23 protein-coding genes and 2 tRNA genes are annotated in these 24,177 nt (G+C 63.0%); 7 read left to right on the top strand and 18 right to left on the bottom strand.

The annotated features are described in order from the left end of the window. Both JSV08_09355 and JSV08_09350 read right to left on the bottom strand, forming a co-directional pair. Positions 1 to 168 (bottom strand): hypothetical protein, encoded by a 168-nt coding sequence (locus JSV08_09355; protein UCF80692.1) that lies wholly within the window; start codon positions 166 to 168, stop codon positions 1 to 3. Positions 169 to 250: 82 nt separating this feature from the next. Then, positions 251 to 940 carry a ribonuclease HII gene (locus JSV08_09350; protein ID UCF80691.1) on the bottom strand — a complete coding sequence of 230 codons (690 nt, stop codon included), beginning with the start codon at positions 938 to 940 and terminating at the stop codon, positions 251 to 253. Positions 941 to 1,122: 182 nt separating this feature from the next. Here JSV08_09350 and murA point away from each other — a divergent pair, with 182 nt between their 5' ends. Both murA and JSV08_09340 read left to right on the top strand, forming a co-directional pair. After that, on the top strand, positions 1,123 to 2,385 hold the full coding sequence (gene murA / locus JSV08_09345; GenBank protein UCF80690.1) for a UDP-N-acetylglucosamine 1-carboxyvinyltransferase: 1,263 nt from the start codon (positions 1,123 to 1,125) through the stop codon (positions 2,383 to 2,385). A gap of 6 nt (positions 2,386 to 2,391) precedes the next feature. Next, complete coding sequence (locus JSV08_09340) at positions 2,392 to 3,165, top strand: ABC transporter substrate-binding protein (GenBank protein ID UCF80689.1); 774 nt, start codon at positions 2,392 to 2,394, stop codon at positions 3,163 to 3,165. Positions 3,166 to 3,263: 98 nt separating this feature from the next. On the opposite strand, the gene prfA is transcribed toward JSV08_09340, so the two are convergent. Together prfA and rpmE are read right to left on the bottom strand one after the other, a co-directional pair. Further along, positions 3,264 to 4,355, bottom strand: a complete 1,092-nt coding sequence (prfA, locus tag JSV08_09335; protein UCF80688.1) for a peptide chain release factor 1 — start codon at positions 4,353 to 4,355, stop codon at positions 3,264 to 3,266. 178 nt (positions 4,356 to 4,533) lie between these two features. After that, positions 4,534 to 5,493, bottom strand: a complete 960-nt coding sequence (rpmE, locus tag JSV08_09330; GenBank protein UCF80687.1) for a 50S ribosomal protein L31 — start codon at positions 5,491 to 5,493, stop codon at positions 4,534 to 4,536. A gap of 82 nt (positions 5,494 to 5,575) precedes the next feature. On the opposite strand from rpmE, the gene JSV08_09325 reads away from it, so the two are divergent. Next, entirely contained in the window at positions 5,576 to 5,725 is a 150-nt protein-coding gene (locus tag JSV08_09325; protein ID UCF80686.1) for a hypothetical protein, read from the top strand. A 182-nt stretch (positions 5,726 to 5,907) separates the two neighbouring features. Beyond that, a complete protein-coding gene (gene carB, locus JSV08_09320) occupies positions 5,908 to 9,168 on the top strand; it encodes a carbamoyl-phosphate synthase large subunit (protein ID UCF80685.1) in 3,261 nt (1,086 codons plus the stop codon). A 31-nt stretch (positions 9,169 to 9,199) separates the two neighbouring features. On the opposite strand, the gene JSV08_09315 is transcribed toward carB, so the two are convergent. The 10 genes from JSV08_09315 to ruvX all read right to left on the bottom strand — a co-directional run bounded on the left by JSV08_09315 (position 9,200) and on the right by ruvX (position 16,708). After that, positions 9,200 to 9,757, bottom strand: coding sequence for a cyclic nucleotide-binding domain-containing protein (locus JSV08_09315; GenBank protein UCF80684.1), 558 nt, complete (start codon positions 9,755 to 9,757; stop codon positions 9,200 to 9,202). A 60-nt stretch (positions 9,758 to 9,817) separates the two neighbouring features. Next, positions 9,818 to 10,294 carry a cyclic nucleotide-binding domain-containing protein gene (locus JSV08_09310; GenBank protein UCF80683.1) on the bottom strand — a complete coding sequence of 159 codons (477 nt, stop codon included), beginning with the start codon at positions 10,292 to 10,294 and terminating at the stop codon, positions 9,818 to 9,820. A gap of 136 nt (positions 10,295 to 10,430) precedes the next feature. Beyond that, complete coding sequence (locus JSV08_09305; protein ID UCF80682.1) at positions 10,431 to 11,120, bottom strand: redoxin domain-containing protein; 690 nt, start codon at positions 11,118 to 11,120, stop codon at positions 10,431 to 10,433. Between the two features lie 19 nt (positions 11,121 to 11,139). Next, a complete protein-coding gene (locus JSV08_09300) occupies positions 11,140 to 11,874 on the bottom strand; it encodes a HEAT repeat domain-containing protein (GenBank protein ID UCF80681.1) in 735 nt (244 codons plus the stop codon). Beyond that, positions 11,871 to 12,485 (bottom strand): protein-L-isoaspartate(D-aspartate) O-methyltransferase, encoded by a 615-nt coding sequence (locus tag JSV08_09295; GenBank protein UCF81879.1) that lies wholly within the window; start codon positions 12,483 to 12,485, stop codon positions 11,871 to 11,873. The genes JSV08_09300 and JSV08_09295 overlap by 4 nt, the downstream gene beginning before the upstream one ends. Before the next feature lie 241 nt (positions 12,486 to 12,726). Further along, the gene (locus JSV08_09290) at positions 12,727 to 13,494 is read right to left on the bottom strand and encodes a sulfite exporter TauE/SafE family protein (GenBank protein UCF80680.1); all 768 of its coding nucleotides are present in this window, start codon (positions 13,492 to 13,494) and stop codon (positions 12,727 to 12,729) included. Positions 13,495 to 13,509: 15 nt separating this feature from the next. Next, positions 13,510 to 14,472 (bottom strand): tyrosine recombinase, encoded by a 963-nt coding sequence (locus JSV08_09285; GenBank protein ID UCF81878.1) that lies wholly within the window; start codon positions 14,470 to 14,472, stop codon positions 13,510 to 13,512. 18 nt (positions 14,473 to 14,490) lie between these two features. Next, positions 14,491 to 15,192 (bottom strand): outer membrane lipoprotein carrier protein LolA, encoded by a 702-nt coding sequence (locus JSV08_09280; protein UCF80679.1) that lies wholly within the window; start codon positions 15,190 to 15,192, stop codon positions 14,491 to 14,493. Beyond that, positions 15,189 to 16,280 carry an endolytic transglycosylase MltG gene (gene mltG, locus JSV08_09275; GenBank protein UCF80678.1) on the bottom strand — a complete coding sequence of 364 codons (1,092 nt, stop codon included), beginning with the start codon at positions 16,278 to 16,280 and terminating at the stop codon, positions 15,189 to 15,191. Before mltG ends, JSV08_09280 begins: the two co-directional genes overlap by 4 nt. Continuing rightward, complete coding sequence (ruvX, locus tag JSV08_09270) at positions 16,277 to 16,708, bottom strand: Holliday junction resolvase RuvX (protein ID UCF80677.1); 432 nt, start codon at positions 16,706 to 16,708, stop codon at positions 16,277 to 16,279. Before ruvX ends, mltG begins: the two co-directional genes overlap by 4 nt. Before the next feature lie 299 nt (positions 16,709 to 17,007). Here ruvX and JSV08_09265 point away from each other — a divergent pair, with 299 nt between their 5' ends. The 3 genes from JSV08_09265 (at position 17,008) to JSV08_09255 (ending at position 19,146) form a co-directional block, all read left to right on the top strand. Further along, positions 17,008 to 17,301 (top strand): co-chaperone GroES, encoded by a 294-nt coding sequence (locus JSV08_09265; protein UCF80676.1) that lies wholly within the window; start codon positions 17,008 to 17,010, stop codon positions 17,299 to 17,301. A 33-nt stretch (positions 17,302 to 17,334) separates the two neighbouring features. Continuing rightward, the gene (gene groL, locus JSV08_09260; protein UCF80675.1) at positions 17,335 to 18,978 is read left to right on the top strand and encodes a chaperonin GroEL; all 1,644 of its coding nucleotides are present in this window, start codon (positions 17,335 to 17,337) and stop codon (positions 18,976 to 18,978) included. 91 nt (positions 18,979 to 19,069) lie between these two features. After that, positions 19,070 to 19,146, top strand: a tRNA-Pro gene (locus tag JSV08_09255). A 75-nt stretch (positions 19,147 to 19,221) separates the two neighbouring features. Here the strand turns inward: JSV08_09255 and lpxC are convergent. The 4 genes from lpxC to JSV08_09235 all read right to left on the bottom strand — a co-directional run bounded on the left by lpxC (position 19,222) and on the right by JSV08_09235 (position 24,165). Next, complete coding sequence (gene lpxC / locus JSV08_09250) at positions 19,222 to 20,130, bottom strand: UDP-3-O-[3-hydroxymyristoyl] N-acetylglucosamine deacetylase (GenBank protein ID UCF80674.1); 909 nt, start codon at positions 20,128 to 20,130, stop codon at positions 19,222 to 19,224. Positions 20,131 to 20,315: 185 nt separating this feature from the next. After that, positions 20,316 to 22,022 carry a DNA repair protein RecN gene (gene recN, locus JSV08_09245; GenBank protein ID UCF80673.1) on the bottom strand — a complete coding sequence of 569 codons (1,707 nt, stop codon included), beginning with the start codon at positions 22,020 to 22,022 and terminating at the stop codon, positions 20,316 to 20,318. A gap of 123 nt (positions 22,023 to 22,145) precedes the next feature. Further along, a complete protein-coding gene (locus JSV08_09240) occupies positions 22,146 to 23,726 on the bottom strand; it encodes a sodium:alanine symporter family protein (GenBank protein ID UCF81877.1) in 1,581 nt (526 codons plus the stop codon). A gap of 367 nt (positions 23,727 to 24,093) precedes the next feature. Beyond that, positions 24,094 to 24,165, bottom strand: a tRNA-Thr gene (locus tag JSV08_09235). Between the last annotated feature and the right edge of the window lie 12 nt (positions 24,166 to 24,177).

The following is a 24,177-nucleotide window of genomic DNA, read 5'->3' as shown; positions in this document are numbered from 1 at the left end:
TTATGAAACAAAAACCACCATGAAAGCCATAGCTACTGCCTGAAGGGGGAAGAAAGCCGTGTGAAGACCAAAGAGAAAAGCCGCAGGCGCCAAAAAAGCAGGAATGAGCCTGCTCGCCAGGAACTTTTTCACAAGCCACGCCGCCTGACGACCTCGGTTATTTAACATAATATATATTATGGGAAGTTAATGGTGGCAAAAGCCTCAGATATCCAACTCCTAAAGGATTATCTCCCCTCTTTTGTCCCAATTACTCTAAATTGAAGGATTTTCTGTGAATACGGAGTATACCGTGGCGGCGGATGGCTGCTTTGTGAGCAGCTGTGCCATAGCCTTTGTGGGCGGAAAAGCCGTAGGATGGATATTTTTTGACGTATCGTGCCATGAGGCGGTCGCGGGTGACTTTTGCCACGATGGAGGCGGCGGCGATCGTGTGGCTCAAGGCGTCGCCCTTGACGACGGGCCGCTGCGGCACGTTTATATCGGGGATGCGGCGGGCGTCCACGAGAACGAACTGCGGCCTGAGAGGCAGCCTTTCCACGGCGCGCCGCATGGCCAGAAGAGCCGCGCGGTAGACATTCAGCTTGTCCACCTCGGGCGGGCTCGTTCGTCCCGTGGCCACGGCAAGTGCCGCTTTCCTGATTTTCGGAAAAAGCGCGGCGCGGCGCGCCGGCGTCAGGCGCTTCGAGTCGTTGAGCCCCGGGATGGAAGCGCCTCTCGGCAGGATGACGGCTGCGGCGACGACCGGGCCCGCGAGCGCCCCCACGCCCGCCTCGTCCACGCCCGCGATGCGCTCGAAGCCTTCGGCCCACAGGGGCTCCTCGTGAAAAAACAGCCGGCGAAGGCGCTCCTGCTCGCGCTCCTTCGGCGATAGCGACTTCCACAACGGGTCGCGCCGCGTAAGCGGCCCCGGATGAAGCGGTCCGTAGAGGGTCGTCAAAAATTTTCCCCGCCCTGCCCCGCCGGGGTTTTTCCGATGCGGGCGGCCGCCCGTGCGCCTCGCTGCCATGACCGCTAATGATATAATAAAACGCATGGAAAAGCCGCAACACTCTCCACGGTTTCCTCAATTTCCTCCGTCTTCCACAACTATCCCATGAAGAAATCGTGAAATAGGCTGCCATGGATATATTAACGATTCGCGGCGGAAAATCCCTCCGGGGCGAAGTCCTCGTCGAGGGCGCCAAAAACGCGGCCCTTCCCGAGATGGTCGCCGCCCTTCTCACGACCGAGCCGGTTACTTTGGAAAACGTTCCCAACGTGCGCGACATCTCGACTATGGCGGCCCTTCTGCGCAGCTTCGGCGTCCGCGTCGAGCACGACGCGGAGGGGCGCCGCCTTTCGCTGCGCGCCGAGGACCTTCACACGCGGCGCGCCTCCTACAACCTGGTTCGCACGATGCGCGCCTCGATCCTGACGCTCGGCGCCCTGCTTGCGCGCGAGGGCCGGGCGGAAGTTTCCCTTCCGGGCGGTTGCGCCATCGGCACGCGCCCCATCAACCTGCACCTCGAGGGGCTCAAGAAATTGGGCGCCTCGGTCGCGGTCGAGCACGGCTACGTCCACGCCACGGCGAAACGGCTGCGCGGCGCCGAGATTTTCTTCGACACGAAAACGGTCACGGGCACGGAGAACCTGATGATGGCCGCCTCGCTGGCGGAAGGGACGACGGTGCTTCAAAACGCGGCGTGCGAGCCGGAGGTTTCGGACTTGGCCGAGATGCTCGGCGCCATGGGCGCGCACATCGAGGGCGCGGGAACCGACGTCCTCACCATCCACGGCGGCACCCCGCTCCGGGGCGTCGAGCACAGAGTCGTCGGGGACCGCATCGTGGCCGGCACGTTCCTCGCCGCAGCGGCCCTGACGCGGGGCGCGGTGCGCACGGCCGGCGTCCGCCCGGCGCACCTGCGCGCCTTTTTGGATAAATTGCACGATGCGGGCGTCCGTCTCGAAGAGGCCGACGACGCCGTCGCCGTGCGCCCTTCCGACGATACTCTCAGAGCGCGGGACATGGTCACGCAGCCCTATCCGGGTATTGCAACCGACCTGCAGGCGCAGTACATGGCTCTCATGACGCAGGCACATGGCACGGCCGTCATCGAGGAGACCATTTTCGAGAATCGCTTCATGCATGTGAGCGAGCTCTTGCGCATGGGCGCGGACATCCGCCTGGACGGGAGCACGGCGGTGGTGCGCGGCCCCACCCCGCTTACGGGCGCGCACGTGATGGCGACCGACCTGCGGGCGAGCGCCTCGCTCGTCCTTGCGGGCCTCGCGGCCGATGACGAGACCGTCGTCCACCGCGTCTACCACCTCGACCGCGGCTACGAGCGCATCGAGGAGAAACTGCGCGCCCTCGGCGCCGACGTGGAGCGCCGCGAGGAGTAAGGCGAGATGCGCATCGTCTCACTGGTTCCAAGCATGACGGAAACCCTGTTCGCCCTCGGCGCGGGCGATTCGATCGTGGGCGTCACGGACGGCTGCATTCATCCCGCCGAAGGCGTCGCGGGCAAGGAAAAAGTGGGCGGCGCGAGAACGCTCCGCGTCGACCGCGTCCTCCCGCTCCGGCCCGATTTGGTCCTGGCGGGCCGCGGGGAAACCGCCGAGGAGCACGTGGAGCAACTGCGCGCCGCGGGCCTGAACGTCTGGCTGACTGGGCCCGTGACCATCGCGGACGTGCTCGATACGCTGAGCGAGCTTCCCAAGCGCACGGGCGTCGCGCGCAGAACAACCAACCTGCTCCTCGCGCAGATCAAGGCGCACTACGAGTATTGCCAGAACCATCCTCCCGAGCCGAGGCCGCGCGTCGCGTGCCTCACGGAGCGAGAGCCCTACAGGACGCCGGGCCGTGAGACCTACGTCCACCACCTCATCGAGGCCGCGGGCGGCACACATGTGCAACCCTCAGCGCAACATCCCGAGGCGATGGTGCAGGAGCTCGAGGAGCTGGCGCCGGAGATTCTCCTTCTTCGGGGCGGACCTGCTCCTTTTAATGGAAAGCATGCGAAGGAGCTCGCCAGCGCCCTGCCCTGCCCCGCCGTGGAGCATGGCCGCGTCCACCTGGTCCCGGGCGAGGACCTGTGCTGGCACGGCGCGCGGACGCCCGCCGGGCTGAAACTGCTCTATTCGCTTTTCTCGCCGGGCGCCCGCTGGGGCGTGGCGTATTAACAGGGATCGGTAACCGGGGACCAGGAATCAAGGATCAGCAAAAAGAAAAAATTCTTTAACTGGCGACTGATCCCTGACGGCTGGCCCCTGCTTAAGCTTCACGCCCCGCCAATTTCCTCTCCTTCCTGCATCGCCCCGGCGCGCGCGTGCGCCGCGAGCGCGTCAATGAACGCATCGAGCTCGCCGTCGAGGATTCTTTCCAGCTCGTGCGCCGTGAGGCCGATGCGGTGGTCGGTCACGCGGTTTTGGGGAAAATTGTAGGTGCGAATCTTCTCGCTCCGGTCTCCAGAGCCCACCTGGGAGCGGCGCTCCCGTGCGCGCGCGTCGGCCTGCTCCGATTCCTTCATCGCCTTCAGGCGCGCCCGCAGAACGCGCATCGCCCGCTCGCGGTTCTTGATCTGCGAGCGCTCGTCCTGGCACTGTACGACGATGTTCGTGGGAATGTGCGTGATGCGCACGGCGGAATACGTCGTGTTGACGCTCTGCCCGCCGTGGCCCGAGGAGCAGAAGCGGTCGATGCGCAACTCCTTCTCGGGAATCTTCACCTCGACGGCCTCGGCCTCGGGCAGGACGGCCACCGTGACGGCCGAGGTGTGTATGCGCCCCGAGGCCTCGGTCTCCGGAACGCGCTGAACGCGGTGAACGCCCGATTCGAATTTGAGGCGGCTGTAGGCGCCCTGCCCTTCCACGATGGCCTCAATCTCCTTGTAGCCGCCGCGCCCCGTCTCGTGCGCGTCCACGATGGATAAATTCCAGTCCCGGCGCTCCGCGTAGCGCATGTACATGCGGAAGATTTCCTGCGCGAAAAGCGCCGCCTCCTCGCCGCCGGTGCCCGCGCGGATTTCGAGCACGACGTTCTTTTCGTCGTTCGGATCGCGCGGCAGGAGCGCTTCTTTGAGCGCCTCCTCGAGGCACGCGACCTTCGAGTCGAGCGTCGCGACTTCCTCGCGCGCGAGCGCCTTCATGTCCTTGTCGTCGCTCGAGGAGAGAAGCTCCTTCGCGGCCTGCAGGTCCGCGAGCGCTTTCCGGTGGCTGCGGAAGAGCTCGACCGGCTCCTCGGTCTCCGCATATTCCTTGGAAAGCTTTCGATACTCCTGCTGGTCTTCGAGCGCTTTCGGCTCGGCGAGCCGCTGCGCGAGCGCCTCGCGGCGCGCCTCAAGATTCTTCAGTTTTTCCAGAAACGTTTTCATGGGTCAACCTAATTTGTAAAGCCTTCAGGTCTATTTTTACGATTCTCGCACGCCTGCGGCGCACTCGCGTTGGCTCCGCGGCGGTTGAGGAAGTCGAGAAAATCGCAAGACAATCTCAGCCTCGAAATTAATACACGTCAACTCAGAGGGAATCGGAAAAAGCTCGCTTGGGGGCGAGCTAAGACTCTTTTTTCTTGGACGAGGCGCGGGAAGCGGACGGGGTGCGCTTGGAAGCGGGCTTTTTGGTCGAAGGTTTTTTCTTGACCGCTTTCTTCGCGGCGGGCTTTGAAAGGGCTTTCTTCTTCGGCGCCGCTTTTTTCGCCGGAGCCGCCTTTTTCTTGGAAGCGGAGATTTTCGGTTTGGCGGCCGCGGCCTTCCTGGTCTTCACGGCTTTCGCCGCCTTCGGGGCGCGGGCGGCCGTCTTCTTTTTGGCCGGCTTCGCTTTTGGTTTCACCTTCGGCCCAACGGCTCGCGCCGCAGGGGCCGCCTTCTTTTTTGCCGGTTTTGCTTTTGGTTTTACCTTCGGCTTAGCGACTCGCGCAGTAGGGGCCGCCTTCTTTTTGGGCGGTCTAGCTTTTCGCTTTGCCGCCGGCTCGACGGCTTGCGCCGCAGAGGCCGCAGCGGCGGCTTCCGCTTTGCGCTTACGCTCCCGTTCAATTTCTGCAAATTCCTCCTCAGTCGGCAGCTCGCGCGGCGGCGACGGAAACATAGCATCGAACTTCTCCTGCGGCGTCGCAGGCTCGGGCGCAGGCGCCGCGGGCGGGGGAGGAGGTGCTGCGGCTTGCGCGGCCTGCTCCTCTGTGACTGCGGCGGGCTCGGCCGCCGGCGCTGCCTCCACGGCCTGCACCTCGGCCTCCTCCTTGTATTCCAGCGCCCCGACTTTGGGAGCGGCTTCCTCGGCGGGCTCCTCTTCCTTGGGCTTCTTGGGCTCGAAGTAGTCGGAAAGCTTGAATTTTTTCTGGAAGCGCTCGATGCGCCCCATCGTGTCCACGAACCTCTGCTTGCCCGTGAAGAACGGGTGGCACGCGGAGCAAAGCTCGACGCGCAGGTTCTTCTTCGTCGAGCGGGTGACCCACTCGTTCCCGCACGAGCAGTGCACCTTCACTTCCTGGTATTCGGGATGAATGCCTTCGCGCATGGAAAACCTCGTTATTCGCGCTCAGAGTAGCACAATCCCGCCTGGGTTGCAAATTTCGCCCTCTTGGTGCTATGTTGTGTTCATGGCGAAGAAGCTAGTCTTTTACGAGCGGCCCGCGAAGAAATCGGCCATCGCGGAAATGCCGCTCTCGCCCAACCTCATCAAGTGCCCGATCATTGTCGAAGGGGCGCGCGTCTATTTCGGGTTCGACAAGAAGCGGTGGGGGGCGTGAGCGCTTCCGGCGGAAGACCAAGGACGCCCTTTCTCCACTCCCGTCGATTTAACGCCGCTTTCCCTCCGCCGGCACACCCGTATCGGTCGATTCAAGCGCAAGATAGCATCGTGCAAAGCACTCCGCTTTCATTTCGTCTTCATCGAGACGAATGGCATCTCATTAAGAAAAGTAGATAAGAAATGCCCCGCCGCACCGACATACAGAAAATCCTCGTCCTAGGCTCCGGGCCCATCATCATCGGGCAGGCGTGCGAGTTCGACTACTCGGGCACGCAGGCCCTGAAGGCGCTCAAGGAGGAAGGCTACGAGGTCGTCCTGGTGAACTCGAATCCGGCGACCATCATGACGGATCCAGAGTTCGCCGACGTGACCTACATCGAGCCCATCGTCCCCGAGGTGGTCGAAAAAATCCTCGAAGTTGAGCACCCCGACGCGCTCCTTCCGACGATGGGGGGGCAGACGGCCATCAACGTCGCGGTGGCGCTTGCGAAGTCGGGTGCGCTCGAGCGCTTGGGTGTCGAGCTCATCGGCGCGAAATTGCACGCCCTCGAGGTGGCCGAGAATCGGAAATTATTCAAGCAGGCCATGGAGGAGGTCGGCCTTGCGACGCCCCCGAGCGGCACGGCGACCACCCTGGAGCAGGCCATGCGGCTCGGACGCGAGCTATCGTTCCCCGTAGTCATCCGCCCCTCGTTCACGCTGGGCGGCCATGGGGGAGGTATCGCCTACAACATCGAGGAGTTCGAAAATCTGGCCGCCGCCGGCCTCAACGCGAGCCCCATCCACGAGGTGCTCGTCGAGAAGGCCGTCGTGGGATGGAAAGAATTCGAGCTCGAGGTGATGCGCGACCTGGCTGACAACGCCGTCATCATCTGCTCCATCGAGAACTTCGACGCCATGGGCGTCCACACGGGCGACAGCATCACCGTGGCCCCCGCGCAGACGCTTACGGACCGCGAGTACCAGAAGATGCGCGACTGGGCCATGCGCGTCATCCGGAGGGTGGGTGTCGAGACCGGCGGCTCGAACATCCAGTTCGCCGTCCACCCCGAGACGGGCGAGATGGTCGTCATAGAGATGAACCCGCGCGTCTCGCGGAGCTCCGCCCTAGCCTCCAAGGCGACGGGGTTCCCCATTGCGAAGTTCGCGGCGAAGCTCGCCGCCGGCTACACGCTCGACGAGATCCAGAACGACATCACGCGCGAGACGCCCGCGTCCTTCGAGCCGACGATCGATTACACCGTCGTGAAGCTCCCTCGCTTCACGTTCGAGAAGTTCCCCGGCACCAGCGGCATCCTCGGGGTCCAGATGCAGAGCGTCGGCGAGACCATGGCCATCGGAAGAACCTTCAAGGAAGCGCTCGGCAAGGCGGTGCGCTCGCTCGAGATCAGGGCGGCCGGGCTTTCGGCCTATCGAAAAGTGCATCCGTCCCGGATGAAGGAAAAACTCATCACGCCGACCCACGAGCGGCTGTTTTACGTCTACGCGGCGCTGCGGGACGGAACGAGCATCGAGGAAATCGCATCCCTTTCCATGCTGGACCCATGGTTTCTGCGCCAAATGAAGGAAGTGGTTTCCCTGGAGGAAACGTTGCGCGAAACATCCCTGCCCGACGTCTCCTCCGCGCTGCTGCGCCGCGCCAAGGAGTACGGCTTCTCGGACGAGGAGCTTGCCGCGCTCTGGAAAGTCTCCGCCGAGGCTGTCCGCACCCGCCGCGAGGCCCTCGGCATGCGCCCCGTCTACAAGCGCGTGGATACCTGCGCCGCCGAGTTCGAGGCGTACACGCCCTATCTCTATTCGAGCTACGAGAGCGAGTGCGAGGCGCACCCGACCTCGCGCAAGAAGGTGCTCATCCTGGGGGGCGGCCCGAACCGGATCGGCCAGGGCATCGAGTTCGATTACTGCTGCTCGCACGCCTCGTTCGCCCTGCGCGAGGAGAGCTGCGAGAGCATCATGGTCAACTGCAACCCCGAGACCGTGAGCACCGACTACGACACCTCCGACCGGCTCTACTTCGAGCCGCTCACCCTGGAGGACGTGCTGAACATCGTCGAGAAGGAAAAACCCATGGGCGTCATCGTCCAGTACGGGGGGCAGACGCCCATCAACCTCACGCAGGGGCTCGCCGACCACGGCGTCCCGATTTTGGGCACGTCACCCGAAAGCATCGACCTCGCCGAGGATCGCCAGAAATTCAACGAACTGATGACGCGCCTCGGGGTCGGCATCCCGCGGCACGGCATGGCCGCTTCGCCCGAGGAAGCGCTGCAGGTGGCGCAGAAGGTGGGCTATCCGCTCCTCGTGCGCCCCTCGTACGTCCTCGGAGGGCGCGCCATGGCCATCGTCTACGACGAGGAGGTCCTCCTTTCCTATCTCAAAGAGGCGGTTGAAATCTCGCCGGGGCGGCCCGTCCTTCTGGACGAGTTTCTCGAGGACGCGTTCGAGCTCGACGTGGACGCCATCTCCGACGGTCGCGACGTCGTGGTGGCGGGCATCATGCAGCACATCGAGGAGGCAGGCATCCACTCGGGCGACAGCGCCTGCGTCCTTCCGCCCTTCAAGGTCTCGCGCGAGCACCAGGAAGAGCTGCGGGCGCTAACGGTGCGCCTCGCCGAAGCGCTCCGCGTCGTTGGTCTCCTGAACGTCCAGTTCGCCATCCTCGACGGCCGCATCTACGTGCTCGAGGTCAACCCGCGCGCCTCGCGCACCGTGCCGTTCGTGAGCAAATCCATCGGCGTGCCCATTGCGAAACTGGGCGCCAAGGTGATGCTCGGGAAAACACTCAAGGAGCTCGGCTTCGCACGAGCGCCCGAGCCGCGCGGCTTCTGCGTGAAAGAGGTCGTGCTTCCCTTCTCCCGCTTCCCGGGAGCCGACTCCACCCTGGGGCCCGAGATGCGCTCGACGGGCGAGGTGATGGGCATTGCGGAAACGTTCGGCGAGGCCTTCGCGAAGTCCCAGCTCGCCGCCGGCGTCACCCTCCCCCTCGAAGGCACGGTCTTCGTCACCGTGCACGACGAGGACAAGCCGGAAGCAGTGCCGCTAGCCCGCGGCTTTCACGACCTCGGGTTCCGCGTAGTCGCCACGCGGGGAACGGCGGCGGCCGTTCGCGCGGCGGGCGTTCCGTGCGAAGCCCTGAACAAAGTCAACGAGGGGCGCCCGAACGCCGTGGATTTCATCAAGAACGGGCAGATTCAGCTGATCGTCCAGACGCCCATCGGGAAAGAATCGTTCTACGACGAAGCGGCCATCCGCCGAAACGCCATTCGCCACAACGTGCCCCTCATAACGACGCTGTCGGGCGCGGCCGCCGCGCTCGAGGGCGTCTGCGCGCTACGCGACGCCAAGCTCTCCGTCCTGCCGCTGCAGGCGTGGTTTAAGAAGCCGCCGATGGTCCGGAAGCAGCCGCCGGGGATAAAGAGTCAGCCGCCAGGAATCAGTTAATGGAATCTCTGAAAAAGCGTGAGGGGCTTTTTCAGCGCTTTCTTATTTTAAATTTCTTTTTTTTCTTTTTGCCGGCTGCCGGGCCCGCACTCTTTTTTTGAACGCCCGCTTTTTTCGGGCGCCTGCTTTCCTTTCGCCTCTCCAGCATCTCCAGCCGCTCGTTCATAGTGCGGACCCGCGTGATCATCTTGAGGAGGAATTGATGGTAGAACTTCATCACGATCTCGGGCCAGTGCCTCTCATACCCGACGAGAAGCCCCAGGGAAATCGACATCGTGGATGTGTCCTTTGTGGCGACGACCGTGGCGCCGTGCTTCGAGTCGGAGAGGAACGCCATGTCGCCGAAGAAATCGTTTTTCTTGAGCGTAGCAAGGCGCATCTCGTAGCGCGTGCCGTAGCTCTTGATGACCTCCACCTCGCCCGAGCGGATGATGTGGAGGTGCAAATCCAGTCCGGCATACTTTCGCACAAGGCGCTTGGCCTTGAAATATTTTATTGTGATGTGCGGTTCGAGTTCTTCGAGCTCCTCGTCCGTAAAATCCTTGAAAAAGGGAATCCCGCGCAGAATACTGACCTTGGCTTTTGGCATATGTTGTGCAACCTCTGTATGGAGTTTATAGAGCTGGCTCCTGGCCCCTTTTTCGAACGCTTATTTTGCCTTCGCCTCCAGCCGCTCGCTCATCGTGCGAACCCGCTCGTTCATCGTGCGAACCCGCTCGATCACCTTGAGGAGGAATTGACGGTAGAACTTCGCCGCAATCGCGGGCTGGCGCTTCTCGTATTCTAATAGAAGGCCAAGGGGCAGCGACGCCGTGGAGGTGTCCTTTGTGGCGAGCACGGTGGCGCCGCGCTTCGCGTCGGAGATAAAGGCCATCTCGCCGAAGAGATCGTTTTCCCCTAGTGTCGCAAGGCGCACCTCGCCGGGCGTGCCGTGGCCCTTGACAACGGCCACCTCGCCCGAGCGGATGACGTAAAACTGCAAATCCTGGCCGGCCTCCTCGCGCAGGTGGGTATCGGCCTTGAAGAATTTGATGGAGATGTGCGGTTCGAGCTCGGCGAGCTCCTCGTCCGTGAAGTCATCAAAAAAAGGGATTTCGCGCAGGATGCGTGACTCGGTTTTCGGCATAATGTCTTACCTCTCTATCGGAGTGAAATTATTTTTGGATAGCGCACCACACTGTTTTTAGCACGAATGCCGCATGGATGTCAAGGAACGATTAGGGCCGGCAATCAGTCCGCAGGGGTCAGTTTTCAGAGATCAGTTAGTGGAATTTTCCTTCTCCGCCGCTATAAAGCGAGCGGGCAGAAGGCGGCTCCAGAGCCGCCCTGAGATACCCTCCTTCGGAAAGCAGCTTATCAATCGCCGCATCGAGGCTTTGATAGGCCGCCGCGCACCGCTCGTGCCCTTCCCCGCCCTCTCTGTGATATTCGCCGCCGTCGTGGAGCCATCGGATGATTCCCTTGCGGTCAATGAGGAACGAAGCGGACGTGAAAGTGCGGTCTTTTCCCCGGGAAAGCCAGAATTTTCTCAAAGTCTCCCAGTCGTCGTCGAGCGCCACGGGGAATCGGAACCCGTAGGCTTTGACGTACCGTTTGACGACGCGCGGACTGCGCGAGTGCTTCGACTTCGGGTGATGGAAGCCGATGATCTCAAGGCCGCTTTCACGGTATTTCCTATAGAGGGCGTTGAGTGCTGGCGCGGTGTTCTCGCAGAGGGGGCACTCGATGAGCCAGAAGCGGACGAGCACTACTTTGCCTCGCAAGTCCTCCAGGCTCAGCGGCTCCGAGTTGAGCCATATTTTTTCCGGATTCCACGCCGGCGCGGGCGTGCCGATGAGTTCGAGGCCCTCGCGGGGCACCCATTCGGCGGCGGTCTGTTTGTCACCCGCCGAGACGGCCAGAGAAAAGGACAATGCAACAAGAATCGATGGAAAAATTCGGAGTGCCGCCATCAATTTCCATACGGCAAAATTAATTTGCCGTTCTTTTCTTGAGCTCCTTTTCCGCCTCTTTGTATTCCTTCTTGGTCTCTCCCTTCCGAAACCGGAGAATTTTCTCGACGCGCAGCACAAGCTCCTTGTAGGCGTCTTCGTAGATGGGGCGCTCGAGCGAGTCGGCGGGCGTGGCGTCCCTTTTCTTGCGCAGGGGAGCGAGCGCCCGCATGTCACCGAGGCGTCCGAGCGCCCTCGCGGCTTGAGTCCGCACGTGCATGGACTCGTCGTCGAGTGCCTCGACGAGCGTCGGCGTCGACCGGGCGTCGTTCAAGTACCCAAGAAGCACGGCCGCCTGGGAGCGGAGCGTCGCGTCCCCGGGCGGCTTCAGCCGCTCCAGAAGCGCGTCAAGGTACTGCAGCCGCGCCGGGTGCGGATTGGGCACGGGGTCGGCATTGGCGTAGCGCTCGAGCGACGCGCCCGCGAAGCGCTGCACCATGCTGTTCTCGTCGTGAAAGAACGCCTCGAAAAGCGGAAGCAGCGCCTCCTCGCGCTCGTGCGGCTCGGAAAGACGCCCCAGGTAGTAAGCGGCGCTCAACCGCTCGGCTGAAATCGGGCTGCTCGAAAGAACTCGAATCAGATAAGGGGGGCCCGCACCGCTTAAATCATACGGCGGCTCGAAGCGCTCCACCTTTTCCTCGACAATCCGAAACTGCTGACCGAAGGCAGGAGAAAGCAAGCACCCGATAAGAAAAAACCGGAGAAGAAATCTCACTTCTTCTCTTCCTTGCCGTGCACCATCGGGACGAAGCGCACGGGCAGGATGTCGCGTGTCGAGACGCTGCCGTCCTCGCGCTTCACGATGAGCTGAAGGGACTGGAAGTAGCGCCCGACGGGCACCACCATGCGTCCGCCGGGTTTGAGTTGCTCGACTAGCTTTTGGGGAATTTCAGGCGGCGCGGCCGTCACGATGACGGCGTCGAAGGGGGCACGGCCGGGCCAGCCCCCGTAGCCGTCGCCGCAGCGCACGGTGACGTTTTCGTAGTTCAGCACCCGTAGCGTCTTCCGCGCGCGCTCCGCAAGCTCGCACAGGATTTCAATCGTATAGACGTGTTTGACGAGCCCCGCGAGCACGGCCGCCTGATAGCCGCTCCCCGTGCCGATCTCCAAAACGACGTCGCTCTTCTTAAGTTCGAGCGTCTCGGTCATAACGGCAACGATGTAGGGCTGCGATATGGTCTGCCCGAGACCGATGGGGAGGGGATTGTCGGCGTAAGCGTGGCGGAGCTCATCCACGGGAACGAAGCGATGGCGCGGAACCGTTCGCATCGCTTCGAGGACGCGCTTATCGGTAATATCGCGCGCTTCGAGTTGTTCGCGCACCATCTGTTCCCGAAGTGCGGCGAAGCGCTTCTCCTCTCTCCTAGTTCCGCTCGGAGGGGGGCTCGGGACAGGTCTTTGCGCCTCCGCTTCCTGCGCTGCCCCGTCCTCAGCCTGCACCGACGCCTTCGGGGCGGACGCGCCCTCGTGCGCACCGCATCCCAGAAAAGCAGCAAGCACACTCAGAATCGACAACGTTCTTTTCACCGTTTCCATGAGGCATTATAGCGTTGAATGGAGGAGCACCTCAAGATGGAAAAAATATTGTCTGAGCGAGCCTCACTGCGGCGACGAAAAGCACCACCCCGAGGAGCCGTCGCAGGAAGATTCCCGAGAGCCGCCGTGCGCCCAGATACGACCCGAGGAGTCCGCCCGCGAACGTGGACGCGATGAGCAGCTCGAGCCCCGCCCATGCGAAGTGGCCGCCCGCGAGGCGGCCGGTGATTCCCGCAAGCGAATTTATCCAGATGAACGCCGCCGAGACCGCCGCCGTGCGTTTCGGCCCCGCCCAGCGAAGAAGCAGCAGAAGCGGACTCAAAAATATGCCGCCTCCGATCCCCACCATGCCCGAGAGCAGGCCGATGCCGGCGCCCGCGGGAAGCGCGGCGGCAAGTCTAGGAGTTTTTTCAAATTCCTCCCCTGCCCTTCTGCTGGAAGAAAATATGAGGCGCCATGCCGCAAACAACAAAACGACCGCGAGCAGGAGCGAGTAGGCGCGAGGCGGCACGCGCATCCAACCGCCGATGAAAGCTGCGGGAAGCGACGCGACAAGGAAAGGCCAAAGCAGCTGCCGCGAAAAATGCCCCGCGCGCCAGAACGCCCGCCACGCCGCGCCCGCGACCAGCAGATTCAATACGAGCGCCGTCGAGGCCATCTGCTCGTGCGAAAAAAATCCAAAAAGCGCCATGACCGCGAGATACGCCGAGGCGCCGCCGAGCCCTACGGAGGAATACAGGACGGCCACGAGAAAGAAGCAGGTGCTGATGAGGACGAGCGTGGAGACGTCGAGGGGCATGATTAAAACGGCGGCCTACGCGCGCGGGTGCGCCTTCTTGTGGGCGCGCTTGAGGTCCTCGACCGAAAGACGCGTGTAAAGCTGGGTGGTTGCAAGGCTCGCGTGGCCCAGCAGTTCCTGAATGCTTCTCAAGTCGGCGCCGCGGTTCAGAAGATGCGTGGCGAAGGCGTGCCGGAGCGCGTGCGGCGAGAACGCGGCGGCCGCCCCGCCCTGCCCCGCCGACGCGGCCGCAAGGCGGATGCGCCGCCCGATTACAAGCGCAAGGCCGCGCCTTGTCAGGCGCGACCCGCGGTGGTTTAGAAACACCGCACGCACGTTGCCGCGTGCTCCAGCGCGGGCAAGAAGAGCACCGCGCCCGCCGTCGAGATACCGCACGAGCGCCGCTTTCGCCTTCGAGCCGAAGGGCACGATGCGTTCTTTTCCCCCCTTGCCGCGTATGCAGACGAGGGCCTCGCCAACCCTCATGTCGTCGAGGTTGAGGCCCACGAGCTCGCTCGCTCGCATCCCCGTCGCGTAGAGCATCTCCCAGAGGGCGGCGTCGCGCCACCCGAGCGGCGTCTCGGGAAAGGGCTCGTCGAGAAGGTGCGCCACCGCGTCCTCGGCGGGGCTTGCAGGCAACCTTTGGGACGGGCGCGGAAGGGAAACCAGTGCGGCGGGATTCTTCGAGACCAGGCGCTCGCGCATGAGGTAGTTGAAAAACGACCGGAGCGCCGACACTTTTCTCGCGACGCTCGTTTTGGAAAGCCCGCCTCTCCTGCCGCGGCGACTCGGGGCCGTCCGGGGCGCTGCTTCGTAGAGCGTGGCGAGGAAGGCGCGGATCGTGAGATGGTCCATTTTTTTCACGTCATCGGGAAAGCCCGCGAGCTGCAGAAAGGCGGCGAACTGCTCCAGGTCGCTCCGGTAAGCGGAGAGCGTGTGCTTGGACACGTTCCGCACCGCTTCCTGGTGGCGCAGGAACCGCTCCGCGCAGGCGCGCACGCTCGTCTTGGTCACCGTCTACGGCTCCTCGATTCCAAAGCGCATGCCCTCCATGACCTCGGCGTCCGGCGGCACCTCGAACCCGAAGAGCGCCTCATCGAGCGGCACGTCGTACCGCATATCCGAGAGGAAAATTTCCATAAGCCCGTCGGCGCCGTCGAGATAGGCGATCTTGAGAAGGTCGTGGCTCGGCGAAAGGCTCACGAGGAACGGAATCAGCGCCTCTTCGCGTTTGCGTGGGCGGGCGCGAAGCTGCCAGCCGTCGTCCTCGCTGCGCTCCAGCGTTTCGAAATCGTACGCCGAGACCAAGGAGCGGTCGCGCACCAGAAACGAAAGAAGCGGGCTCGCGCGAAGCGCCTCCTTGAGGGGCGCGGTGTAGACGACGCGCTCCGAGGGAAGGTGGAAAAACGTCCGCTTTCCGTTCGAGACGAAGAGCTTTTTTTCCGGGCCGCGGTACGCCCACCGGATCCGATTCGGACGCCGGAAGGCCACGTCGCCCTCCTCGGCGCGCACGGAAAGTCCTTCCAGGGAGTAACTCTGCCTGGCGCGAAAGGCGATGGTCTTCGCGGCGCGGATCTTTTCTTCGGCGCGCCGCGCCAGGGCGTTGCCGTCTTCGGCGGCCTCCAAATTCTGCGGCTCTGGTTTTGCGTTTTGAGCGCCCGTCACGGCCGTGAGAACCGAAAACCAAAGCGCGGCAAGGAAAAGGCAGGCGCGCTTCACCGGATGCGCTCCGTCTCTTGCGGAAAGACCTTGAGGACCCGGTAGCGGTAGACGGCGCGGTTATGCTCGGCGAGCGTTTTCGAGAAATGGTGCCGCCCGTCGGGGCGCGCGACGAAGTACAGGTAACGGGCGTCGTTGGGGGCGAGCGCCGCCCGGAGCGAGGCGGCGCCGGGACTTGCGATGGGCCCGGGCGGAAGCCCCGCGTGAACGTAGGTATTGTAGGGGGAATCGACGTCTTGAAGATGCCGGCGGGTCAGAACGCCGCGGTACACGCCGGCGCGCTTCATGGCGTAGATGACCGTCGGGTCGCATTGAAGGAGCATGCCGCGCGCGAGGCGGTTTCGGTAAACGGCCGAGATGAGGCCGCGCTCGTCGTCGACGCGCGTCTCCGTCTCGATGAGCGAAGCGAGCGTCACCGTCTCGTGAAGGCTAAGAGGATGCGCGTCGCCGCGTGCGCTCCAGGCGGGGAGAAAGGTTTTTCTGAACTGAAAAATCATCGCTTCGGTGATGCGCGCGGGCGATTCGTCCGCAGAGAATTTGTACGTGTCGGGAAACAGGTAGCCTTCGAGCGTCTCGGCTTCCAAAGAAATATCCCGAACGAGCGAGGGCTCGCCGAATATTTTCAAAAATCCTTCTTCGGAAAAGAATCCTTCCCGGGCAAGGAGCGCGGCCGCTTCCTCGAGCGTCAAGCCCTCGGGAATCGTCACTTCGATCAATTCCGGACTGCCCTTGCGAAGGCGAGCAAGGGCCTCCGTGGTCGAAAGGGGGCGTTCGAAACGGTAGACGCCAGCCTGTAGGTTCGATGCATTTTCCGTCCACTGGGCGAGCCAGTGGAGCGCCCAGGCGCTCTGCACGACGCCCGCTTCCTCCAGGTGGCGCGCGATCCGGCGGCTCGTCATCCCGGGCTCTATGCACACCTCGCACGGCCGCTCGAAGTTTTCCGCCGCCACGAACCCGAACATCCGCACTGCGGCGAGCGCGCCCGCGCCCAGGGCGAGCACCGCAAGCGCCGCGGCGAACGCGGCGAGGCGGCCGCGCGTCATCGCCGCGGGGGGAGGCGGGCCGAAAGAGACTTTCACCTTTGTCATTTTCCCCGCCCTTCGCCGCGCGCGTCCAGATACGCCTGCAGGATGAGCACGGCCGCCACCGAGTCCACGGCCGCGCGGTGCTTCGTGGAGGTCGCGCCGTCCCCGCGCAAAATTTCTTCCGCCTCAGCTGTCGTGAAGCGCTCGTCCCATGTTTCGACCGGAAGATCGAGCGTCCGGCGAAGCGCTTCCACGAAAACGCGCGTTCGCTCGACGGCGCGGCCTTCCCGGCCCCCCGCCGTGAGGGGCCAGCCGACGACGATGCTCCCCACGCGGCGTTTCTCGGCGAGCTCTCGAACGGCGGCGCAGTCGCTTGAAAGACTCTTGCGATCGAGCGTGGCCACGCCGAGCGCCAGCTTTTCTTCGCTGTCGCTCACCGCCACCCCGAGGGATTTCGTACCGACGTCAAGCCCCATAATGCGCATATTCATTATTATAGCGCGTTCGGCTCTGCGGCAGCCGATAGGGAGCAGAGCATGGGTGGCTCAGCGGTGTTGGCCCTCTATTGAAAGGAGTGCTAAAAATTCTCTTGACAAAAGGGCTCAAAAATTCTATATTAGCCCTCTAGCGTGGTGAGTGCTAAAAATTCTTATAAATTCTCTTGACAAACCAAAAAGGGTGTGTATTATATAGCTTAGACCTGAGTGTATATGACGCATAATAAATGAGTATATATAGCGCACAATACTAAATTAACCTTGAAAACAAAACAAATTACGGAGGCCCACGTATGAAAGTAAAGCCAATTCACGACCGGATCCTGGTCAAAGTCCAGGACCCTGAAGAAACCACCAAAAGCGGTCTATACATTCCCGAGAGCGCCCGCGACAGTTCCATCCTCGAAGGGGTGGTTCTGGCTACGGGCGAAGGCCGCCTCACGGACGACGGCAAGCGCATCAAGCTTGCGGTGAAAAAAAACGACAAAGTCCTTCTCGCCAAGTACGCCGGAAGCGAATTCAGGCTCGACGGCGTCGAGCACCGCGTCATCCGCGAAGAGGATATTCTGGGGATCATAGAAAAGTAATTACCTCGCATTAGAGAAAGGAGATAACGAGCTATGCCAGCGAAACAAATTGCCTATAGCGCCGAAGCGCGTCAGACGCTGATGCGCGGCGTGAACCGCTTGGCCGACGCCGTGAAGGTCACACTGGGCCCGAAGGGCCGCAACGTCGTGTTGCACAAGTCCTTCGGCTCACCCGTGGTGACGAAGGACGGCGTCACGGTGGCCAAGGAAATCGAACTGAAGGATCCGCTAGAGAACATGGGCGCGCAGATGGTGCGCGAGGTTGCGTCCAAGACGAGCGACGTCGCCGGCGACGGCACGACTACGGCCACCGTGCTCGCGCAGGCCGTCTTCCGCGAAGGCATCAAGATGGTCGCCTCGGGCGCCAATCCGATGGAGCTCAAGAAAGGTATCGACCATGCCGTTTTGAAGGCCGTCGATGCCATCAAGAAGCTTTCCAAGAAGGTGGAAGGCCGCGACGACATCAAGCGCGTCGGCACCATCTCGGCGAACGGCGACGAGTCGATCGGCGAGATCATCTCCAAGGCGATGGACAAGGTGGGCAAAGAGGGCGTTATCCAGGTCGAGGAGGCCAAGGGCCTCGAGACGACCCTCGAGGGGGTCGAGGGCATGCAGTTCGACCGCGGCTACCTCTCGCCCTATTTTGTCACGGACGCCGAGCGGATGGAGTGCGTGCTCGAGGATCCCTACATCCTCCTTTTCGAGAAGAAAATCACCTCGATGCGCGACCTGCTGCCGCTTCTGGAAAAATCCTCGCAGAAGGGACGCCCCATCCTGATTATCTCCGAGGAAGTCGAAGGCGAGGCGCTTGCCACGCTCGTCGTGAACAAGATCCGCGGCACCCTGTCCTGCTCGGCGGTCAAGGCCCCCGGCTTCGGCGACCGGCGCAAGGCCATGCTGGAGGACATCGCCACGCTCACGGGCGGGCGCCTCATATCGGAGGATCTGGGCGTCAAGCTCGAAAACGTCAAAGTCGAGGACCTCGGCCAGGCCAAGAAGGTGGTAATCGACAAGGAAAACACCACCATCATCGAGGGCAGGGGCAAAAGCAAGTCCATCGAGGGGCGCGTCCAGCAAATCCGCACGCAGATCGAGGAGACCACCTCGGAGTACGACCGCGAGAAGCTGCAGGAGCGGCTCGCGAAGCTCGTGGGCGGCGTGGCGGTCGTCAAGGTGGGCGCCGCGACCGAGACCGAGATGAAGGAGAAGAAGGCGCGCGTCGAGGACGCCATGCACGCGACCCAGGCGGCCGTCGAGGAAGGCATCGTGCCCGGCGGCGGCGTCCCCCTCATCCGCGCCGCAAGAACGCTCGAAAAGCTGAAGGACGATAGCGAAGACGTGGCCATGGGCATTTCCATCGTGCGCCGCGCCCTCGAGGAGCCCATGAGGCTCATCGCCCAGAACGCCGGCACCGAGGGCGCCGTCGTGGTGAACGAGGTGCGTGCCAAGGATGGCGCCTTCGGCTTCAACGCCCAGACGGAGAAATTCGAGGACCTCGCCAAGGCGGGCGTCGTGGATCCCACGAAGGTCGTCCTCCACGCCCTTCAAAATGCCACCTCCATAGCCTCGCTCCTTCTCACGACCGAGGCCTCGGTCTACGAGCTCAAGGAGGAGGAAAAGAAAGGCGTCGGCCCGGGCGGACCCGGCCACGGCCACGGCATGGAGGACATGTACTAAGAAAAACCCGGCCGAAAAACTTCTTCGAAGCCCCGGCCCCCCGGCCGGGGCTTTGTTTTTCCAGAAACACTTTGGGTATAATAAAAACCTTCGGGACGTGGCGCAGTCTGGTAGCGCACCTGAATGGGGTTCAGGGGGTCGCTGGTTCGAATCCAGTCGTCCCGACCACTTTCAGGAGGCCGAAAAGACTCCTCAAGCTTTCAAGCGAAAAAGTATGCTACAGGGATAGCCCGGCCTGCCTGCTCAGGCAAGCTGGGAAAGCGCGGCGTCTTCCTCGGTGGTCTCTTCGATCGCGAAGGCCTCGGGATCGGCGAGCCACTCCTTCAGCGCAAGAGTGTGCGCCTGATGGCCGGCCTTCGAGGCCGTGAAGTGGCCCCGCCAGGGCTTGCCGATTAGGGCAAAGTCGCCGATGGCATCGAGGATCTTGTGCCGCACGAACTCATCGGGGAAGCGGAGCGTGCCGTTGACGATACCCTCCTCGCCTACGAGGATGGCGCTTTCGAGCGTCGCACCGCGGATGTGACCGCTGCGGCGCATGGCTTCCACGTCGCGCGCGAAGCCGAAGGTGCGCGCCGGCGCTATTTCCTTCTCGTAGGTCTCCGGCGTGAGAACGAGCGAAAGCTCCTGATGGCTGACCATCGTGCCGGGGAAGTCGATGGTGTACGAAATGCGCATCTTGCTCGAGGCGTGGAGCGCGAGACGGCTTCCGTTTAGGCGGAAGCTGAGGGGCTTCTGGGGAACGAGAACGCGCCGCGGTACACCGTGGGTCTCGACGCCGCCTTCCCGGAAGAACGCTACGTAAGGCTTGGCGCTTCCGTCAAAGATGGGCACCTCGGGCCCCCAGAGCTCCACCCGAAGGTTGTCGATGCCGAGGCCCGCCGCCGTGGAAAGGAGGTGCTCGACCGTCCCGACGGACGCCCCGTTTGCCGCGAGCACCGTGGCGTACTGCGCCGGCTGGACATATTCCAAGCCCGCCGGTATCTCGACGCCGTCCCGGCCCCCTCGGGCGGACGGGTCGCGGCGAACGAAAACAATGCCCGTGCCTGGCGCCGCCGGAAGGAGGCGAAACGCCACTTCGGCCCCTGAATGAAGGCCCACGCCCTGCCCTTCAACAGGCCGCCGCAGGGTGCGCTCATAGAGAAAGGAAGCCATAGGTCAATAAATAAAGCAAAAACCATGCCAGAAGAAAAACACTACATATAGTATCTCCAAGCTGGAATCACTCAAAAAAACTCATAGAAAATGCTCTTTTACCACACACCTGTTGCATTTATGCAACATGCTGAGCCTCCGATATGGTAAGGGACGCGCGGGCGAGTCCCGGCATGCCCCCGCGCCTATGGCGGGCAGGTCGGGGCAAGCAGCTGGCGGGCGTGGCGGCGGGCGGAATCGGTAATATCCTTGCCGGCGAGCATGCGCGCCAGCTCTTCGACGCGTTCTTTTGTCGAGAGCTCCTTTGCGCGCACCGTGGTGCGGCGGTCTTCGACGGTTTTTTCGATTCGGACATGGTGGTCGGCGAGCGCGGCAATCTGCGGAAGGTGTGTGACGCAGAGCACCTGATGCTTGCGCGCGAGGGCCTTCAGCCTTTCGCCCACGGCCTCGGCCGCGCGCCCGCCGATGCCCTGGTCCACCTCGTCGAAGATGAGTACGCGCGAAGAATCCGAGGCCAAAAGCGCCGTCTTCAGCGCGAGCATAACGCGCGAGAGCTCCCCTCCGGAGGCGATCTTCGCAAGGGGCTTGGGAGGCTCTCCGACGTTCGGGGAAAACAAGAACTCGATATTTTCCGAGCCCTGTGGCCCGTAGCGCACGGGCACGCCGCCCAGGCGCACGGGACTTCCCTCCCCTTCGAGCGGCCGGATGGATATCTCGAACTTGGCGCGCTCCAGCGCCAGGCGCGGCATCTCCTTTTTCATCAGCGCCTCAAGCGCACGGGCCGCCTTGCGGCGGCGCTTGGAAAGAGTCTCGGCCCAGGTCTCGTAGCGGCGATAGAGCGCCGTCAAGTCCGCTTCGAGCTTCTCGGGCGATCCGCCTTCGCCTGTCAGCTCCGCGAGCTCCGCCCTGGCGCGGTCCAAGTGGTCGAGCACCGAGTCGAGCGAGTCGCCGTACTTGCGCTTCAGGCGGTCGAGCGCGTAGAGCCGGCTCTGGATTTCTTCGAGGCGCTGCGCGCTCAGGTCCACGCCCTCGGCCTTGTCGCGCAGCGTCCGGGCGGCGTCCTCGATGCGGGCCGCGGCCTCGGCAAGGCCTTTCTGGGTCTCCTCGAACGCCCCGTCCAGCGCGGCCAGGCGCTCCGTCTGTTTCTCCGCCGACGCGATGCGGGCCAGGGCGGAGTCCTCGTCGCCCTCCAACAGCCGAAGCGACTCGCCCGCCGCTTCGAGGAAGCGCTGGGCGTTCTTGAGAACCCGCTCCTCGGCGAGCAGGCGCTCCTCGTCGCCGCGCGAGAAGCCCGCCCGTTCAATCTCCTCGACCTGATAGCGCAGCATGTCCACGCGCTGCGCACGCACCTTTTCGTCCGAGCGAAGCGCCTCGAGGCGCTCCTCGAGCGTCTTCATTTCCGCGCACAGCGCCGCGCCCTCCTCGAGAAGCGAGTCGTTCTCGGCGAACGCGTCCAGGCTCTCGCGGTGAAAGGAGATTTCCCGAAGGAAGACCTGCTCGCTCTGGCCGTGCAGGTCCAGAAGAAACCCGGCCACGGCGGCCAGGTCCTGGGCGCGCGCCGGCGAATGGTTCACGAACGCCCGGTTCGCGCCGCCGCGCACGATGCGGCGCGCGAGGAGCGCTTCTTCGCCCGCCTCGAACCCTCCCGCATCGAGATGTTTTTGAAGCGGCGCGTTCCGGGCGACGTCAAACGCGGCTTCAACCAGCGCCTCGTCCGCGCCGGTGCGAATCAGCGCTTCCTGCGCACGTCCTCCCGCAAGAAGAACGAGGCTCCCGACGAGGAGCGATTTCCCCGCGCCCGTTTCTCCAGTGAACAGCGTGAGGCCCGGAGAGAACTCGACCGAGAGGTCGTCGAACAGCGCAACGTCCCGCACGCGAAGATAGCGAAGCATTCCGTCCATTATACGCGTCTGACGAGTTTAAATTAACTTCCCGCTTGCCCCACATCAAGGCGTTCAGCCGGGTTTTGCTTAAGTGCAGCTTGTTCCGGGGCGCGCGGATTGTTCCGTAGGGCCCTACCGGTAGGGCACGTGCTCGCGCGAGAAATACTCCTTCGTCATGACCGCCACGGACGTGCTCAGCGCGACGAGGGCAATCAGGTTCGGCACAGCCATCAATCCGTTCGCCAGGTCCGCGAAGGCCCAGACCGAGTCCAGCTTCCAAATGGCTCCTAGAAAATTCATGAGAACGTAAACCCACCGGTAGGGAACCACCGCGCCCGCGCCGAGGAGATATTCCACGCAGCGGTCGCCGTAATAGGACCAGCTGATGGCCGTCGAGTAGGCGAACAACAAAATCCCGATCGTCACGATGATATTGCCCCACGTTCCGGGAAGCCCGCGCTTGAAGCCTTCCGCCGTGAGTTCCGCTCCCGTGAGGAGCACCCCGGCGCGCACGCCGACCTCCGGGGACACGATGCTTCCCTCCTCCACCTGGATTGCGCCCGTAAACGGATTCCCGTCCCGCCCGATAAGGAGGGGGTCCTTCGCCAACCCGTCGCGGGCAAGGAAGGAGAGCTCATCCGGAGAGAGGACGTGCCCCTGCTCCGCGTGAAGGGTTCCCGTGAACGGAGGCAATTCAGAAACCGACGCATGGTCCGCGGCCTCGGGCGCCCCGCTCCGGATCTCCACTGCCTCGGAAGGAAGGTGTTTTTCGAAGCTGTCGCTCCACACGCCCGTCGTGATGATGACGAGCGCGGTCATGGTGCAGATGATGATCGTGTCGATGAAGGGCCCGACCATGGCCACCAGGCCCTCGCGCACGGGCTCCTTGGTTTTCGCCGCGGCGTGGGCGATGGGGGCCGTCCCCAGCCCCGATTCGTTCGAGAAAAGTCCCCGCGCCACCCCCCAGCGCAGGGTCATCATCACGGCGCACCCGAGGAATCCCCCCGTGGCCGCCGTGGGGGCGAGGGCGCTTTGAAGTATCGAGGCGAACGCTTCCGGGATGTCCCGCACGTAGTGGACCAGGATGACGACGGCGCCCGCAATGTAGAGCGTGCACATGGCCGGCACGAGGCGGCTTGCCACCTGGCCGATGCGCCGGATGCCGCCGACTATGACGAGACATAAGAAAACCGCGAGCACGAAGCCCGTCACGTACGGAGGGATTCCAAAGTGCGCCCTCATGCCCTGCGCCACCGTGTTCGACTGCACCATGTTTCCGGTGCCGAACGAGGAGACGGCCGCGCACGTGGCGAACAAAACGGCGAGCCATCGAAAACTTTTACCCAAGCCGAGCTCGATGAAGTACATCGGGCCTCCGCTCACGGAGCCGCCCTCGTGGAGCTTGCGGTGTCGCACCGCCAGCATGCAGGAGCTGTACTTGATGGCCATGCCGAAAAACGCCGTCACCCACATCCAGAAGACCGCGCCGGGGCCTCCCATGTGGATGGCGGTCGCGACGCCGGCGATGTTCCCGATGCCGATCGTGGCGGCCAGCGCCGCGCTGAGCGCCTGGAAATGAGTAATATCTCCTTCATCATGAGGGTTGTCGTAGCGGCCGGAGATGAGGGCGAAGGCATGGCGCAAGTGGCGCACCTGCACGAAACCGAGACGGAAAGTCAGAAAGATCCCGGTAAGGATCAGGATGGGGATCATGAAATACGGTCCCCAAATGACGTTTCCGTTGATGGTGTTCAACAGTTCCAGGGCCATGGCGTCCACCGGGCTTCTCCTTTGCTCCGCGCCTCAGCTAACGGAACATCGTGTTCCGTTTGCTGCCGTGAATCTTATCCTTGAAAAATACACTATCGCAGGGATACGAGAGAAAATCCAATTATATGACCATCCGCAGGCCATGTGGGGTTTTCGCCCCGCGCCCGCGCGGGAAGTTGGAACGCATCTTCAACCAAACCAAAAATCTGGAGCTGGCGGAGGGACTTGAATCCCGACGCGCAGACGTCGGGACAAGCCCCCAGGCTTGCTTTACCCCGCCCTTTGGGCCGGGCCCCTTCCATGAAAAGAGAGCTGGCGGAGGGACTTGAACCCCCAACCTGCTGATTACAAATCAGCTGCTCTACCGTTGAGCTACGCCAGCGTGCTATCTATC

The sequence above is a fragment of the Acidobacteriota bacterium genome (genome assembly GCA_020349885.1).
Lineage (GTDB): Bacteria > Acidobacteriota.
Note: the sequence above shows the minus strand (reverse complement) of the source record. Positions and strands in the feature narration are given on the sequence as shown.

Bases quoted from the DNA above. Each gene is read 5' to 3' on its own strand.
- groL (UCF80675.1), top strand. From the start codon at position 17,335: ATGCCAGCGAAACAAATTGCCTATAGCGCCGAAGCGCGTCAGACGCTG.
- carB (UCF80685.1), top strand. From the start codon at position 5,908: ATGCCCCGCCGCACCGACATACAGAAAATCCTCGTCCTAGGCTCCGGG.
- JSV08_09315 (UCF80684.1), bottom strand. From the start codon at position 9,757: ATGCCAAAAGCCAAGGTCAGTATTCTGCGCGGGATTCCCTTTTTCAAG.
- murA (UCF80690.1), top strand. From the start codon at position 1,123: ATGGATATATTAACGATTCGCGGCGGAAAATCCCTCCGGGGCGAAGTC.
- ruvX (UCF80677.1), bottom strand. From the start codon at position 16,708: ATGAATATGCGCATTATGGGGCTTGACGTCGGTACGAAATCCCTCGGG.
- rpmE (UCF80687.1), bottom strand. From the start codon at position 5,493: ATGCGCGAAGGCATTCATCCCGAATACCAGGAAGTGAAGGTGCACTGC.
- lpxC (UCF80674.1), bottom strand. From the start codon at position 20,130: ATGGCTTCCTTTCTCTATGAGCGCACCCTGCGGCGGCCTGTTGAAGGG.
- JSV08_09240 (UCF81877.1), bottom strand. From the start codon at position 23,726: ATGATCCCCATCCTGATCCTTACCGGGATCTTTCTGACTTTCCGTCTC.
- JSV08_09305 (UCF80682.1), bottom strand. From the start codon at position 11,120: ATGGCGGCACTCCGAATTTTTCCATCGATTCTTGTTGCATTGTCCTTT.
- JSV08_09290 (UCF80680.1), bottom strand. From the start codon at position 13,494: ATGCCCCTCGACGTCTCCACGCTCGTCCTCATCAGCACCTGCTTCTTT.
- JSV08_09340 (UCF80689.1), top strand. From the start codon at position 2,392: ATGCGCATCGTCTCACTGGTTCCAAGCATGACGGAAACCCTGTTCGCC.
- mltG (UCF80678.1), bottom strand. From the start codon at position 16,280: ATGACAAAGGTGAAAGTCTCTTTCGGCCCGCCTCCCCCCGCGGCGATG.
- prfA (UCF80688.1), bottom strand. From the start codon at position 4,355: ATGAAAACGTTTCTGGAAAAACTGAAGAATCTTGAGGCGCGCCGCGAG.
- recN (UCF80673.1), bottom strand. From the start codon at position 22,022: ATGCTTCGCTATCTTCGCGTGCGGGACGTTGCGCTGTTCGACGACCTC.
- JSV08_09355 (UCF80692.1), bottom strand. From the start codon at position 168: ATGTTAAATAACCGAGGTCGTCAGGCGGCGTGGCTTGTGAAAAAGTTC.
- JSV08_09265 (UCF80676.1), top strand. From the start codon at position 17,008: ATGAAAGTAAAGCCAATTCACGACCGGATCCTGGTCAAAGTCCAGGAC.
- JSV08_09325 (UCF80686.1), top strand. From the start codon at position 5,576: ATGGCGAAGAAGCTAGTCTTTTACGAGCGGCCCGCGAAGAAATCGGCC.
- JSV08_09295 (UCF81879.1), bottom strand. From the start codon at position 12,485: ATGGTGCGCGAACAACTCGAAGCGCGCGATATTACCGATAAGCGCGTC.
- JSV08_09310 (UCF80683.1), bottom strand. From the start codon at position 10,294: ATGCCGAAAACCGAGTCACGCATCCTGCGCGAAATCCCTTTTTTTGAT.